Origin of the sequence: Winogradskyella alexanderae, assembly GCF_020166335.1 — a bacterium.
Classification (GTDB): domain Bacteria; phylum Bacteroidota; class Bacteroidia; order Flavobacteriales; family Flavobacteriaceae; genus Winogradskyella; species Winogradskyella alexanderae.
Genome location: NZ_JAIUJR010000002.1, coordinates 55,608 through 70,586 on the forward strand (window position 1 = coordinate 55,608; position 14,979 = coordinate 70,586).

Here is a 14,979-nt window from a genome sequence, read left to right on the forward strand (position 1 = left end):
TTCAATTCATGCCTAGAAGAGAACGTAACCAGTTTGTAAAAAGAGGTCAGACTATAGAAATACGAATCGAAGATTATGCTTTTGGAGGCAAAGGAATTGGCCGTATCCGTAATGAATATGGTGAATTTGTAATTTTTGTTCCGAATACACTTCCTGGTCAACTCGTAAAAGCTCAGATAAAAAAATCGAGTAAAAAATACGCCGAAGGCAAATTAATTGAAGTTATAATACCATCAGAAGATGAAATAGAAATTCCATACCAAGAAATACCAGGTGCTCCTTACATTAAATTACCAATAGAAAAACAGCACCAATATAAAAAACAAAGTACCTTAGAACTTTTTAGACGTATAGGAAAGGTTCATGACATTAACCATAAGTTTGACGAATTTATAAGCTCGCCAAACACCTTTCATTATAGGAATAAAATGGAGTATGGATTCTCAGCAATTGGATATGATAGCGCTTTAAAAGCAGATGTGGACGAATTTACCTTGGGCTTTAAAAGACGTGGTCTTTGGTGGTGTGGTGAAAACCTAAACACAGATTCAGGTCTTTTTGATGAAGAAGTCGAAAATAAACTTAAAAACATTCGCGAATATTGTAAAGAGACCGGATTATCTCCTTGGCATGGTCCTAAAAAAGAGGGATTCTTTCGTTATTTTGTGGTAAGAAAATCATACAAAACAAATAGACTTCTATTTAATCTTGTTACAACAACACATAGTTTAGCCCAATTTGATTTAGACAATTTTGCAAATTATTTAGTTGACTTATTTGGTAATCGTGTAGCAGGCTTTTTGCATACAATAAACGATGAGATTGGCGACCGTACTATTGCCACAACTGGTTCTGTAAATTTGGTATATGGCGATGACAAAATTGTAGAAGAACTGTGCGGCCTGAATTTTGAAATTAGTATCAAAAGCTTTTTTCAAACAAATCCAAAATGTGCAGAAAAGTTATACAATAAAGTGGTTGATTACGCATTAGAGGATAAATCCTCCATTGATAACAATGTGGTCTTGGATCTGTTTTGTGGGACAGGCACAATTGGTCAAATATTGGCAAGCAAGGCCACAAATACTCAAATTGTGGGTGTAGATATAGTTAGTGAGGCAATTGAAGATGCTAAAAAAAATGCAAAGCGCAATGGGATAGATGGTCTAAAATTTATTGCATCTGACGTAGGTAAATTCCTGACAGATCATCCTGAATACATAAATAAAATAAGGACTATAATTTTAGATCCTGCACGTGCAGGAATTGCACCAAAGACCCTTAAAAAAATAATAAACCTCAATGCAGAACGTTTGGTTTATGTATCTTGCAATCCAGCAACACAGGCAAGAGATACTGAACAACTAATTCTTGCTGGATACAATTTAAAAAAGCTGAGTTTAGTAGATCAGTTTCCGCATACAGCACATATTGAAACTGTCGTTTTGTTCGAAAAATAAATATGAAAAGATTACAATTATTAATACTCAGTGTTACTACTGTTTTATTTTCGTGTGAGCGAGACGATATTTGCGCAGCTACTACTTCAACAACACCACGATTAATTGTAGAGTTTTATGACATCATAAATACAGAAGAACTGAAAAGCGTCACTAGACTAACAGTCTATGGAGAAGATTTATTGTTAGAGCCTCCAACGAGTGAAACAGTGGAAACACTAGTCTTTAATTCAAATGTAAATCGTATAGAACTCCCTTTGTTAATTGGCGAGGAAAATGTATCGACTACCACGAGGTATATTTTTGAGAAAGATACCAATAGGCGATTAGACGAAAACAACCCGCAAAATTCAAATGTTGATATTTTAGAGATACGCTATACTCCAGAATTTATTTACGTATCTCGAGCCTGCGGTTATAAAAGTCAATTCATAGGCCTGTCTTCAATTGTAGAATCGGATGATGAAGTTTGGATTAATAATATTGAAATCGTTGAACCAACAGTAAATAATGAAAACACAGTACATGTTCGCCTTTTCCACTAGGTGCATCTTGATTTTGCTTTTGGTCTTTTCATTATATGCGACAGCGCAAGAGCAACAGCAAGAAGTTATTAAAGACACCTTGGTCTTTAAGCAAAAATATGGTTTAAGATTAGGTGCTGATATCAGTAAGCTAGCAAGGACATTTATAGACGACAACTATACTGGTTTTGAAATTGTAGGCGATTATCGTTTGACGAAGCGAATCTACTTAGCAGGAGAAATAGGTAATGAAGAGCGTACAATAAACAACGAAGTTTTAAGCAATACTACAAAGGGTAGTTACTTCAAAGGTGGTATCGATATCAATTTTTATAGAAATTGGCTAGATATGGAAAACATGCTTTATGCGGGCTTTAGAGCTGGTGCAAGTACCTTTAGCCAAACATTAAACAGTTACGGTATTTATAATGTTAACAATCAGTACTGGAATGAACAGCTACTGGTTGAGAGTAATGAAGAGTTTAATGGTCTTACCGCTATTTGGCTAGAAATCCAAGTTGGCATGAAAGCAGAAATGTTTAATAATTTTTATGCAGGTTTTAATGTACAGCTCAAAGGTTTAATAACTGAAACTGAACCAGATAATTTTGAGAATCTATTTATTCCTGGTTTTAACAGAACCTATGACAGTGGCAGATTAGGTACAGGTTTTAACTTCAACCTGTCGTATTTAATTCCAATCTTTAAGAAGGATAAAATTGTTGTACAGGAAAAAGAAGCAGAATAGCCATCATATGTGTTGAATTTACTATTTCACAATTTTTGCTTAGAGCAATATTGAAACAACCAAACCTGTTAAAAAATTTGCTATCTTTTCTTTATTAATCAAATGATGATGAAGAAAGAAGCTATTATTGAATTGCTTGAGCAAAAATACACTGAACTAATCACTTGGTTGGAAAATCATCCTGACGACAAATGGCAAAAGGGGCCTCAAGGTAAGTGGACTACCGGACAACAAGCTTTGCATTTACTTCAAAGTATAAAACCACTTAATGATGCTTTGAGCATCCCAACATTTATGTTACGCTTTAAATTTGGCAAAGCCAACCGACCCACAAGAAAATATGAGGAAATTGTTAGGCGGTATCATGAACGATTGGAAGAATCTAGGGGCAAAACCTACAAGGGATCACAAAATATGAAGACACCCAATTTAAATGACAAACATTACATTATTAACAGACTACAAACTGAAAATAAAAAGCTTCAATACAAGACAAAACGAATGCGTAATAAAAGCCTTGACAAAACGGTACTACCTCATCCCTTAATGGGTAAAATGCCTGTACGTGAAATTATAATGTGGACGGCCTATCATGTAGAACACCATCTTGAGACTCTAAAAAGACAGTATTAACTATTGGTTCTCCAGATAGTTAAGAACATTACGCTCAATTCTAGCTTGGATATCAGAAACATCCTCTTTTACAAATGCATCTCCAGTTATATTTTCGTAAAGTTCTATATAACGGTCACTAACAGTTTCAATATATTCATCACTCATATACGGTACTGTTTGACCTTCTAGGCCTTGAAAACCATTAGCTATGAGCCATTGTCTAACAAACTCTTTAGAGAGTTGCTTTTGCATCTCTCCTTTTTCTTGGCGTTCTTTATACCCATCTGCGTAGAAATAACGTGATGAATCTGGTGTATGGATTTCATCTATCAAGACAATTTCACCCGTTTTTGTCTTACCAAATTCGTATTTAGTGTCAACTAATATTAAGCCTCTTTCTTTAGCAATTTCTGTACCTCTTTGGAACAATTTTATGGTGTAATCCTCTAAGATTTCGTAATCTTCCTCTGAAACAATACCACGCTTTAATATATCTTCCCTTGAAATATCCTCATCGTGGTCGCCCTTTTCTGCTTTGGTTGCCGGAGTTATTATTGGTGCTGGGAATTTATCATTTTCTTTCATACCGTCTGGCATGGTTACACCGCATAATAATCGTTTACCCGCTTTGTACTCTCTCGCCGCATGTCCAGACATATATCCTCGTATTACCATTTCTACTTTGAAAGGTTCACAGAGATGTCCCACTGCAACATTAGGATCTGGAGTCGCAACTAACCAATTTGGCACGAGATCTTCTGTCTCCTTCATCATTTTAGTGGCAATCTGATTAAGTATTTGACCTTTGTAAGGTATTCCTTTTGGCATTACAACATCAAAAGCGGAGAGCCTATCTGTGGCAATCATTACTAGGAGCTCATCATTGATGTTATATACTTCTCTTACTTTTCCTTTATAAACACTCTTTTGATTAGGAAAATTGAAATTGGTATCAATTATAGTATTGCTCATTTTTAATCTCTATTTTCAATACTCTTGTAAGCATCAATAACTTTCTTGACTAGTTTATGCCTAATAACATCTTTGTCATCTAGATAAACCATTCCTATTCCTTCAACATTTTTAAGCACCAGTAAAGCTTCCTTCAATCCGGAAATTGTACGTCTCGGTAAATCTACTTGTCCAGGATCTCCTGTCAATAAAAATTTTGCATTTTTACCCATACGTGTTAAAAACATCTTCATTTGGGCATGTGTGGTATTTTGGCCTTCATCAAGAATTACAAATGCATTATCTAAAGTTCTTCCGCGCATAAAAGCCAAGGGGGCAATTTGGATAATTCCCTTTTCAATGTAATTATCCAATTTCTCATGCGGAATCATATCGCGTAAGGCATCGTATAGCGGTTGCATGTATGGATCTAACTTTTCTTTTAAATCTCCGGGTAAAAATCCAAGGTTTTCACCTGCCTCTACAGCAGGTCTAGTAAGGATTATACGCTTAACCTCTTTGCTTTTAAGCGCTTGTACCGCTAATGCAACACCAGTGTAGGTTTTCCCAGTTCCTGCAGGACCAATGGCAAATACCATATCATTTTTTCTGATGCTCTCAACAAGTTTTCTTTGGTTTACGGTTTGTGCTTTTATTAAGCGTCCACCTACACCATGGACTATTACTTCACCACTTGTAGCAGAGGTTGTATAATCGTCACTGCTTTGACTAGTCAAAACACGTTCAATAACATTTTCGTCTAACTTATTATACTTGCCAAAATGTCCCATCAGCATCATCATCCTTCTATCAAATTCTTCTAGTAGATCTTCATCTCCGTAGGCCTTGATTTTATTACCTCTTGCGACAATTTTTAGTTTGGGAAAATACTTTTTTAATAGCTCTATATTTGCATTTTGGGCACCGAAGAATTCTTTAGGTGTAATTTCTTCGAGTTCTAGTATAAGTTCGTTCAAAAGCGTGCAGTATTATGTATGTTAATCTGTTTTGTTTTATTAGTTTTGTGTACACACAAATCTAGCAATTTTACCATCAGGTTTCTTAAAAAAATTATCAACAATTAATCCATGGCAATAATAACTTTAACCACTGATTTTGGAGAAAAAGATCATTTTGCCGGAGCCGTAAAAGGAGCTATTTACAGCGAAATTTCAGATATCAGAATTGTGGATATTTCGCATTCCGTTTCACCATTTAATATTTCAGAAGCGGCCTACATTATATCAAATGCCTACAGCAGTTTCCCAAAAGGAACCATTCACATTATAGGAATTGATGCTGAGTTAAATCCTGAAAATAAGCACATTGCAGTCAGATTAGATGACCATTACTTTATATGTGCAAACAATGGCATAATGAGTATGTTGTGTGCGGAAATTGTTCCTGAGAAAATCGTTGAAATTAATATTCATGATAAAATTGAAACTAAATTTCCGGTACTGGATATTTTTGTAAAAGTTGCATGTCATATTGCAAGAGGAGGAACACTTGAGGTGATAGGAAAAGTTATCAACACTATCAAACCAATTAAGAATTTAGCGCCTTTTGTTAATGACGAAAAGAACCAGATAATTGGTAGCGTTATATACATTGATAATTACGGTAACGTTGTTACAAATATTAAGCGTAAATTTTTTGAAAGTGTTCAAAAAACGAGACCATACGAAATTTTTGCCCGTAACCACAGATTTGATATTATCTACGACAAGTACAGTGATTTTGTAAATTTTGAAATTGACGAATCCAAGCGACATGACGAAGGTAAAGGATTGGTGGTTTTTAATTCTTCGGGATTTTTAGAAATCGCCGTTTATAAAAGCAACTGCCAAACCGTAGGTGGAGCATCAACCTTAATGGGTTTAAAAAAAATGGACACGGTGACTATTAATTTTAATAAAATTAATTGATGTTGGTAAGAATTGTAAAAATGAGTTTTAAACCTATAAAAGTTGAAGAATTCCTTGCTAATTTTGAAAAAAACAAACTAAAAATAAGAGCATTTGAAGGTTGTAGCTTTTTAGAATTGTATCAAGACCGGAACAGTAGCAATGTTTTTTTTACCTACAGTTATTGGGAATCAGCTAATGCTCTGGAAAATTACAGGAATTCAGAATTATTCGATGCGGTGTGGGCTATAACTAAACCCCTGTTTAATGCAAAACCCGAAGCTTGGAGTGTTAATAAATTAGTGAGCTTAGATTGACAAATCAACTTTTAAACCTAATTTTTATTATGATTGAGTTTAGAGTGTCAAAGTGGTAAAATAAAATTAAAGATTACAACGTTGCAAATGCGATCGTTATTGATAGAACAAAAAATACAATGCTAGCAATACTAAAAAAGGAAATAAATATCTTCTTTGCTTCACCCATTGGTTACCTTGTAATTGGTGTTTTTTTACTTTTGAATGGGCTATTCCTTTGGGTTTTTAAAGGAAGCTTTAATGTATTTGATGCTGGTGAGGCTAGTTTAGTTTCGTTTTTTCAACTAGCACCTTGGATACTCATTTTCCTTGTACCTGCAGTAACAATGAGAACATTTAGCGATGAAAAAAAACAAGGCACGCTAGAACTTTTAGTAACCAAACCTCTAACCTATTCTCAAATTGTTCTAGGCAAGTATTTTGGAGCACTTGTTTTAATACTATTAGCCGTAATACCAACGCTATTATACGTCTATTCAATTTCTGAGTTGGGAAGTCCCAAAGGTAATATTGACCTTGGCAGTACGATTGGATCTTATATTGGATTACTTTTTTTAATAAGTGCTTATACTGCAATTGGTATTTTTTCTTCAACATTTTCCGACAATCAAATTGTAGCTTTTATCATTGCAGTCTTTATATGCTTCTTTTTCTATTTTGGTTTTGAGGGAATTTCAAACTATACGCCTTTTGGACATCTAATCTATCTAGAAAACATAGGCATGGCATCACATTACAATAGCATGAGCCGTGGCGTTATAGACACAAGAGACCTTATCTATTTTACAAGTATAACCATTGGGTTTTTGTTTTTTACTAAACTTAAAATAAAAACGCAATAGCTATGATAATAACGCCACTTTTGATCATTTTTATGCTATTAGTTTTTATCCTGCTGTTTGCGTTTTTTAATACAGTAGATAAAAGAAAATGGCTAACAGGTTTAATAAGCCTTGTGTTAACTCCCTTAATTTATTTCTATGTCTTCTACCCTTTTGTGAATATTATTAGCAACTATCACCATCAAAAATATTTTAATAGCGAAGCATGGATTGAAAAACCAGCTTTGAGATATGAGATGATTGACAATACCATATCAACTGACACCTTAATTGGGCTTTCGAAAGAAAAAACAGAAGCCTTATTGGGTAAATCTGAATGGCTATCTTGGGACGATGCGAATAAAATGCACGACGTAAATAGGTGGAACTATGGTATGGGAATAGAACCTGGTGCTTTTAACGATCAAAAGGAATGTGTTGAATTACAATTTAAAAACAACAAATTGGTAGCGCTTAGACCCTATCAAGAAATTATAACCTTTGAAACCAAGGATGAAGAAAACGGCAATTAATATAACAGTTGTAATACTTGGACTAATCTTAGTCAATGTGCTCTCTAGCAAAGTATATCAGCGATTTGATTTAACTAAAGACAACCGTTATACCTTATCGAAAACATCTGTGGAATTGGTTGAAGAATTGGATGCCCCAATTATAATTGACATGTTTTTAGAGGGTGATTTCCCTTCAGAATTTAGATTACTTCGAAATGAGACGAAACAGTTGTTAGAAGAGTTCAATTTAATTTCAGACAAAATACTTGTCAATTACATTAATCCAATAGAAGACGAAAACACTAGACAAAGAAATATAGAAGAACTTACAAAATCGGGATTAGAACCTTATATAAACACCGATAACAGCACTGGTAAAGTAACGCAAGAAATTATTTTTCCCTGGGCATTTGCAAGTTACAAGGACAAAACTGTAAAAATTCCATTGTTGAAACGGAGTATTACTAAGAGTCTTCAGGAGCAGATTACAAATTCAATTCAATCGCTAGAATATGCATTTGCTGATGGTTTTAGTCAATTAACAAAACCTAAAAACAAAAATATTGCCGTTTTAAAAGGCAATGGTCAACTAAATGACTTATATATTGCAGATTTTCTTAAAACAGTCAAGCCCTACTATAATCTGGCTCAATTTACGCTAGACAGTGTGTCCTCAAATCCTCAAGGTACCTTAGACAAACTAAAGTTATATGATCTCATTGTTGTGGCTAAACCAAGTGAAGCCTTTTCGGAAACAGAAAAACTCGTTCTGGACCAGTATATCTTAAATGGCGGTAAAAGTTTATGGCTCACGGAATCAGTAATTATGGACAAGGACAGTTTATACAATGCTACAAACTCAGGCGTATCGATTTTGCGCGATTTAAACTTAAATGACTTTTTCTTCAAATATGGTATCCGTGTTAATCCAAGCTTAGTCAAAGATTTGTTTTCTGCACCTATTATGTTAGCTATTGGTGAAGGTAGCAAGGCGCAACTTCAACCCATTCAATGGCAGTATTCACCATTGGCCAAGTCTAATTCTTCACATCCCATAACGAAAAATCTGAATCTGGTTAAATTTGATTTCGCTAGTCCAATAGACACTCTCAAAAATAACATTAAGAAAACCGTATTATTAGTTAGTTCTCCTAATTCGAAGCTAGAAGGTGTACCAACCGAGATAGCGCTCTCCGAGGTAACTCAAAACCCAGATGTACAGTCTTATAGCCAGGGAAGCCAAAATCTGGCGGTATTGCTTGAAGGTCAATTTACTTCCGTTTATGATAAACGAATTTTACCGTTTAAAGTAAATAACTTTCAAAATGTGGGTAAACCAACAAAAATGGTAGTAATATCTGATGGAGACGTAATTAAAAATAAAGTGGTACGAAATAGACCGCAAGAATTGGGATTTGACGAAGTAACAGGAAAAGCTTTTGGCAATAAAGAGTTTTTATTAAACACAGTAAATTATCTTTTGGACGATACTGGACTTATAAACATAAGAGCAAAAGAAATCGGAGTTGCTTTTTTGGATTCTGATAAGATTGGTGAAAATAAAGCAAAATGGCAACTCATGAATATTGTCTTACCCTTGGTTTTACTTGCCGCATTTGGATTTGGATTTAACTACTTTAGAAGGAAACGATATGTCTAGATATTGTTAATAAGTTTGTTTTATTAAACCCATCTATTAGGATATATTTGTAGGACTCATTTATTAGATAAAATTCAAAATTGCATTCATGAAATTTATAGTTTCAAGTACATATTTACTAAAACAACTTCAGGTTTTAGGTGGCGTAATAAATAACAGCAATACGTTACCCATTCTTGACAACTTTTTATTTGAATTAAACCAATCAAAATTAACGATTTCAGCAAGTGATTTAGAAACTACAATGTCTTCTACCATAGAGGTGGAAAGTGATTCTGAAGGTAGCATCGCCCTACCAGCTAGATTGTTGTTAGACACGTTAAAGACATTTCCTGAACAACCACTAACCTTTGTAGTAGAGGATAATAACACTGTAGAAATTAGCTCAAACCATGGTAAATATGCCTTAGCATATGCCGATGGAGCAGAGTTCCCAAATGCTGTTTCGGTAGAAGATGCAAGCAAGACTACAATTATGGGAGATATACTTGCAACAGCAATTAGCAAAACTATTTTTGCCGCTGGAAATGACGATCTTAGACCAGTAATGAGCGGCGTGTTTTTTCAATTTTCACAAGATAATTTAACATTCGTTGCGACAGATGCGCACAAACTTGTTAAATACACGAGAGCTGATGTTAGTGCTACAGAAACTGCAGAGTTCATAATGCCCAAGAAACCACTTAACCTTTTAAAAGGTATTCTGGCTGGTAGTGATGATGATGTTTTGGTAGAATACAACGATTCTAATGCAAGATTTACTTTTGAGAATTCAGTATTAATTTGCCGACTTATAGATGGCAAATATCCTAATTACGAGGCTGTAATTCCTAAGGAAAATCCTAATAAACTTATTATAGACCGTTTACAATTTTTAAATTCCGTTAGGCGTGTTAGTATTTTCTCAAATAAGACTACACATCAAATTCGTTTAAAAATTGCGGGAGCAGAGTTAAATATATCTGCAGAAGATATAGATTACAGCAACAAGGCTGAAGAGCGCTTGAGTTGTGATTACCAAGGTGACGACATGCAGATTGGTTTCAACTCGCGTTTTTTAACTGAAATGATAAATAACTTAAACTCTGATAACGTACAGTTAGAAATGAGTTTACCGAACAGAGCAGGTATTTTAACTCCAATTGATGGATTGGATGAAGGTGAGCACCTTACAATGCTTGTAATGCCTGTGATGCTCAACAATTAATCAGATATTGATTAATAGGTGTTAATTAAATTCGACTTGACTAGTCATAAAAAAAGGCTCACAATTTGTGAGCCTTTTTTATTTCCATTTCTTAAGATACTGAATCAGATTCAGCTATAACTAACTAACAAAATTAAGAGATAATGGATAGCTTGGTAATTCGCCATTACTAGCCTTTATTGCATTGACAATAGGCATTATAAAAGCCAATATTCCTATTAAAATTAAAGTCAAAATTCCCAATCCAAAAACTAATATTAAAGGGATACTAAGTATACAATAAATTATTATACTTAATTGAAAATTTATTATTGCTTTACCATGAGCATCCATGCCTTCAACATTCTCTTTTTGTGTTGCCCAAATAATTAAGGGTACTATTAATCCACCAAAGCCAGTTATATAAGTTAGGAGCTGAGACAGGTGTGTAATCATAATTAGTTGATTATCCGTACGCTTTAAGGTATGATAATTAGATTCCATTTTTATTGATTTTACATTTATTGGACGAAAACCAAATCAAAATGTTACACTTTTTCCTTAATTTTTTATACCTAGTTTTTCTAAAATAGTATCCATTAAACACCATTTTGTTAATGATGATTGTAGCAGATTTGCTCCTACAAAGGCTGTAAACCATAACCAATTTTGGTTTACATATATAGCTAAAATTAAGCTAATTAAAATAAATGTTCCTGCAATTCCTCTTACAATTCTATTTTTCATAATTCGTTTTATTAAATATATTTTTCAATAGGTAATACAATTCCCCTTATAGGATTGTTTGTTTCAATATTTGAATTAAATTCTGCAATCAAATGAAATAAACGCTCTATCTGTTCTTGTTCCGTAAACGAAAAAAACATATGCGATTCACTTGCGCCTTTAATACTTGGAAACCAACTTGATGTTGCTAATAGGTTAGGTGAACTTTTGTAGCCATCAATATCCGAAGTACTAAAACTCTCGATATCGGCATTTTTAAATAATTTTAAAACCTCATTTTGAAACTCCTCCACGGCTGTTACAATGACTAATTTCATTTGCTTTCTTTATTTATAATTTTTTCGTTCTATCATATAGTACACTAATGGTACGACTAATAGTGTTAAGAATGTTGATACAATAGTTCCTCCCATAAGTGAAATGGCCAGACCTTGAAAAATAGGATCGAACAAGATTACGAATGCACCTATGACTACGGTGCCTGCTGTCAACAAAATTGGAGTTGTCCTTACGGCGCCAGCTTCGATTACAGCTTGTTTTAACGGCACCCCTTCATCTAACCTTAGATTTACAAAGTCTATAAGAAGTACCGAATTACGTACCATGATTCCTGCTAAAGCAATCATCCCAATAAATGATGTTGCCGTGAAAAAGGCGCCAAGCATCCAATGACCTAGTACAATACCCACTAAGGAGAGCGGTATAGCGACCATCATAACTACAGGTGCTTTAAAATTTTGAAACCAGCCTACAATTAGTATATAGATGATAATTATAACACCTAAGAAGGCAATACCAAGATCTCTAAAAACTTCAAGGGTAATTTGCCATTCGCCATCCCATTTTACAGTATAGTCGTCTTCAAATTCGGGTTGTTTAATGTACAACTCATCCATGCTATAGCCTTTTGGCAAATCAATTCCCTGTAATTTATCAGACATACCTAAAATAGCATAAACGGGACTTTCCAACTCGCCAGCCATATCTGCCAAAACATAAACTACGCGTTTTTGGTTTTTACGGTAGATACTCTTAGGTTTTATGCCCTCTTCAATAGTTACCAAATCTACAATGGGCACTAAATGGCCATACTCAGATTTAACCTTTAAGTTAGCGATCTCACTAATGGTAGATTTTTCACTTTCGTCTAATGCTAAAACCAATCCTACTTGATTTGAAGCATCTTCATCATACAAATTTGTAACGGGTCTGTTAGATAATGCCAAATTCATGGTATAAGCAATTTGTTGTGGTGCTACACCATTTAGCATTGCTTTTTCTTTATCTATTTTAAAGTTGAACTCTTTTTGATCGGCTTCAACCATCCAATCTATGTCTACAACATCCACAGTACGCTTTAGTATTTCCTGTACAGAATCTGCAATGCGTATTTGATCATCATAATCTGGACCATAGACTTCCGCCACAATGGTAGATAATACAGGTGGTCCTGGTGGCACCTCAACTAATTTTACATTTGCATTGTATTTTGAAGCAATCTCTTGAATATCTGGTCTTAATAATTTAGCAATATCATGACTCTGTGCAGATCTATCATGTTTATCGGTTAGATTTACCTGAATGTCTGCCATATTACTTCCTCCACGTAAATCATAATGACGCACCAACCCATTAAAGGTTATGGGAGCAGATGTACCTACATAACTTTGATAGTCAACCACTTCTGGTCTTGAAGCAAGGTACTGCCCGATTTCTTTTGCAACTAAAGCCGTCCGTTCCAAGGTCGTACCTTCTGGCATATCAATGACCACCTGAAATTCATTCTTGTTATCAAAAGGTAACATTTTCACAGCCACAGTTTTTGTAAAGAACAAACCAACAGAAGCAATTAACATTAAGAAGGTCACACCAAGAAATAACCAACGCTTAGTTTTGTTTTCAATAAGTGGTGTTTCAAATTTTGAATATATCTTAAATATTCTAGTATCTGAAATTCCTGAAGTTTCATCCTCTAAAGACGTATCTGCCTTCTTATCCTTTTCTCTCAAGAAAATATAGCCCAAATAAGGCGTTATGGTTAATGCAACAAACAACGATAATAACATGGCTATCGAAGCTCCAATTGGCATAGGACTCATGTAAGGCCCCATTAAACCAGACACAAAAGCCATAGGCAAAACCGATGCAATAACGGTAAATGTTGCTAAAATAGTTGGGTTGCCAACTTCATTTATCGCGTATAACGCAGCTTGCTTAAATGGTAGCCTTTTCATCTTAAAATGCCTGTGCATATTTTCGGCAATTATGATTGAATCATCTACAACAATTCCAGTGACAAATACCAAAGCAAAAAGTGTAATACGGTTCAACGTATAATCAAGCAAGTAATAACTTAGCAAGGTCAGGGCAAATGTGATTGGTACGGATAGAAATACGACTAATCCACCTCGCCAACCCATAGCCAACATTACCACAATGGTTACGGCTATAATTGCTCCAATTAGGTGCATTAGTAATTCTGACACCTTTTGCGATGCTGTTTCACCGTAATTACGTGTAATCTCAACGTGAACGTCATCAGGAATTAATGTAGTTCTTAAACGCTCTACTTTGTTGATGATAATATCGGAGATTTTCATAGCATCAGCACCTTTACGCTTTGCTACAGAAATGGTCACTGCCGGATATTCGGATTTGTAATCATTACTTTTTTCACTTGCAGCGCCAAATCCAAGACTCACATAATTCACTGGTACTTGAGGACCATCTAGAACTGTAGCTACTTGTCTTAAGTAAACTGGCTGATTTTTAAAGACACCAACCACCAAGTTTTCGACATCTTCTTTCGTTTGAAGAAATTCACCTGTTTTTACTAAAAATTCAATGTCATTTCTGTCAAAAGAACCGGAATTTAATTGTTGGTTGTTGGCCTCGATCATTCGCGCAACAGACAAGAAGTCTAACTCGCTTGAGGCTAACTTATTCTTGTCCAAAACTACACGAAGTTCCCTGTTTCTACCACCTATCTTTTTTGTTGCTGCAACATCGTTAACTTTTTCAATTTCGTCCGTCAATTCTTGAGCTATTTGCTTTAGTTGATAGTCATCATAATTCTCGCTCCATAAGGTTAAACCAAGGATTGGCACATCATCTATAGCACGTGTTTTGACCAAAGGAAAAGTGACACCTTGTGGCATTTGGTCCATATGCTTGTTGATCTCATTATATAATTTCACAAAAGAGCGTTCAATGTCTTCACCAACATAAAACTGAACAATCACCATTCCTTGCTCTTGCATAGATGTTGAATATACGTACTCAACTCCTTTAATGTTAGAAATGAGTTTTTCTAATGGTTTAATAACTCTAGACTCAACCTCTGTTGGACTTGCACCCGGATAACCTACAAAAATATCTGCTATTGGGACATCAATTTGGGGTTCTTCTTCACGTGGAATTAAAAACGAACTATACACTCCAATGACCATAAAGACAATCATTAAGAGCACAGTTAATTTAGAACTTATAAAGCCTTTGGCTATTTTTCCTGCTAAACCTTCTTTCATT

The 14,979-nt window shown here is 34.7% G+C and carries 16 protein-coding genes; 10 read left to right on the plus strand and 6 right to left on the minus strand.

Annotation, left to right across the window (positions count from 1 at the left end):
* Positions 1-8 precede the first annotated feature (8 nt).
* From rlmD to LBU54_RS03690, 4 genes are all read left to right on the plus strand, one after another.
* A complete protein-coding gene (rlmD, locus tag LBU54_RS03675) occupies positions 9-1,460 on the plus strand; it encodes a 23S rRNA (uracil(1939)-C(5))-methyltransferase RlmD (RefSeq protein WP_224526069.1) in 1,452 nt (483 codons plus the stop codon).
* Between the two features lie 2 nt (positions 1,461-1,462).
* Entirely contained in the window at positions 1,463-2,005 is a 543-nt protein-coding gene (locus tag LBU54_RS03680; RefSeq protein ID WP_224526070.1) for a DUF6452 family protein, read from the plus strand.
* Complete coding sequence (locus tag LBU54_RS03685) at positions 1,971-2,732, plus strand: DUF6048 family protein (RefSeq protein WP_224526071.1); 762 nt, start codon at positions 1,971-1,973, stop codon at positions 2,730-2,732. Before LBU54_RS03680 ends, LBU54_RS03685 begins: the two co-directional genes overlap by 35 nt.
* Before the next feature lie 102 nt (positions 2,733-2,834).
* Positions 2,835-3,365 (plus strand): DinB family protein, encoded by a 531-nt coding sequence (locus tag LBU54_RS03690; protein ID WP_224526072.1) that lies wholly within the window; start codon positions 2,835-2,837, stop codon positions 3,363-3,365.
* On the opposite strand, the gene LBU54_RS03695 is transcribed toward LBU54_RS03690, so the two are convergent.
* Complete coding sequence (locus LBU54_RS03695) at positions 3,366-4,319, minus strand: phosphoribosylaminoimidazolesuccinocarboxamide synthase (RefSeq protein WP_224526074.1); 954 nt, start codon at positions 4,317-4,319, stop codon at positions 3,366-3,368.
* A gap of 2 nt (positions 4,320-4,321) precedes the next feature.
* Positions 4,322-5,275, minus strand: coding sequence for a PhoH family protein (locus tag LBU54_RS03700; RefSeq protein ID WP_224526076.1), 954 nt, complete (start codon positions 5,273-5,275; stop codon positions 4,322-4,324).
* A gap of 111 nt (positions 5,276-5,386) precedes the next feature.
* On the opposite strand from LBU54_RS03700, the gene LBU54_RS03705 reads away from it, so the two are divergent.
* The 6 genes from LBU54_RS03705 to dnaN all read left to right on the plus strand — a co-directional run bounded on the left by LBU54_RS03705 (position 5,387) and on the right by dnaN (position 10,725).
* Positions 5,387-6,226 carry an SAM hydrolase/SAM-dependent halogenase family protein gene (locus LBU54_RS03705; protein ID WP_224526079.1) on the plus strand — a complete coding sequence of 280 codons (840 nt, stop codon included), beginning with the start codon at positions 5,387-5,389 and terminating at the stop codon, positions 6,224-6,226.
* Positions 6,226-6,522, plus strand: a complete 297-nt coding sequence (locus tag LBU54_RS03710; protein WP_224526083.1) for a putative quinol monooxygenase — start codon at positions 6,226-6,228, stop codon at positions 6,520-6,522. The genes LBU54_RS03705 and LBU54_RS03710 overlap by 1 nt, the downstream gene beginning before the upstream one ends.
* Before the next feature lie 119 nt (positions 6,523-6,641).
* Positions 6,642-7,364, plus strand: coding sequence for a gliding motility-associated ABC transporter permease subunit GldF (gldF, locus tag LBU54_RS03715; protein WP_224526086.1), 723 nt, complete (start codon positions 6,642-6,644; stop codon positions 7,362-7,364).
* A 2-nt stretch (positions 7,365-7,366) separates the two neighbouring features.
* Positions 7,367-7,876, plus strand: coding sequence for a hypothetical protein (locus LBU54_RS03720; protein ID WP_224526089.1), 510 nt, complete (start codon positions 7,367-7,369; stop codon positions 7,874-7,876).
* Positions 7,857-9,518, plus strand: coding sequence for a gliding motility-associated ABC transporter substrate-binding protein GldG (gene gldG, locus LBU54_RS03725; protein ID WP_224526090.1), 1,662 nt, complete (start codon positions 7,857-7,859; stop codon positions 9,516-9,518). The genes LBU54_RS03720 and gldG overlap by 20 nt, the downstream gene beginning before the upstream one ends.
* Before the next feature lie 88 nt (positions 9,519-9,606).
* Positions 9,607-10,725: a DNA polymerase III subunit beta gene (gene dnaN, locus LBU54_RS03730; protein ID WP_224526092.1), complete on the plus strand. Its 1,119-nt coding sequence runs from the start codon at positions 9,607-9,609 to the stop codon at positions 10,723-10,725.
* 120 nt (positions 10,726-10,845) lie between these two features.
* Here dnaN and LBU54_RS03735 read toward each other — a convergent pair whose 3' ends face one another.
* From LBU54_RS03735 to LBU54_RS03750, 4 genes are read right to left on the minus strand one after another with little or no spacing between them, the layout of a single operon-like run.
* Entirely contained in the window at positions 10,846-11,208 is a 363-nt protein-coding gene (locus LBU54_RS03735) for a DUF4870 domain-containing protein (RefSeq protein WP_224526096.1), read from the minus strand.
* A 57-nt stretch (positions 11,209-11,265) separates the two neighbouring features.
* Complete coding sequence (locus tag LBU54_RS03740; protein WP_224526098.1) at positions 11,266-11,451, minus strand: YgaP family membrane protein; 186 nt, start codon at positions 11,449-11,451, stop codon at positions 11,266-11,268.
* Positions 11,452-11,462: 11 nt separating this feature from the next.
* The gene (locus tag LBU54_RS03745; RefSeq protein WP_224526099.1) at positions 11,463-11,768 is read right to left on the minus strand and encodes a hypothetical protein; all 306 of its coding nucleotides are present in this window, start codon (positions 11,766-11,768) and stop codon (positions 11,463-11,465) included.
* Between the two features lie 9 nt (positions 11,769-11,777).
* Positions 11,778-14,978, minus strand: coding sequence for an efflux RND transporter permease subunit (locus tag LBU54_RS03750; protein ID WP_224526101.1), 3,201 nt, complete (start codon positions 14,976-14,978; stop codon positions 11,778-11,780).
* Between the last annotated feature and the right edge of the window lies 1 nt (position 14,979).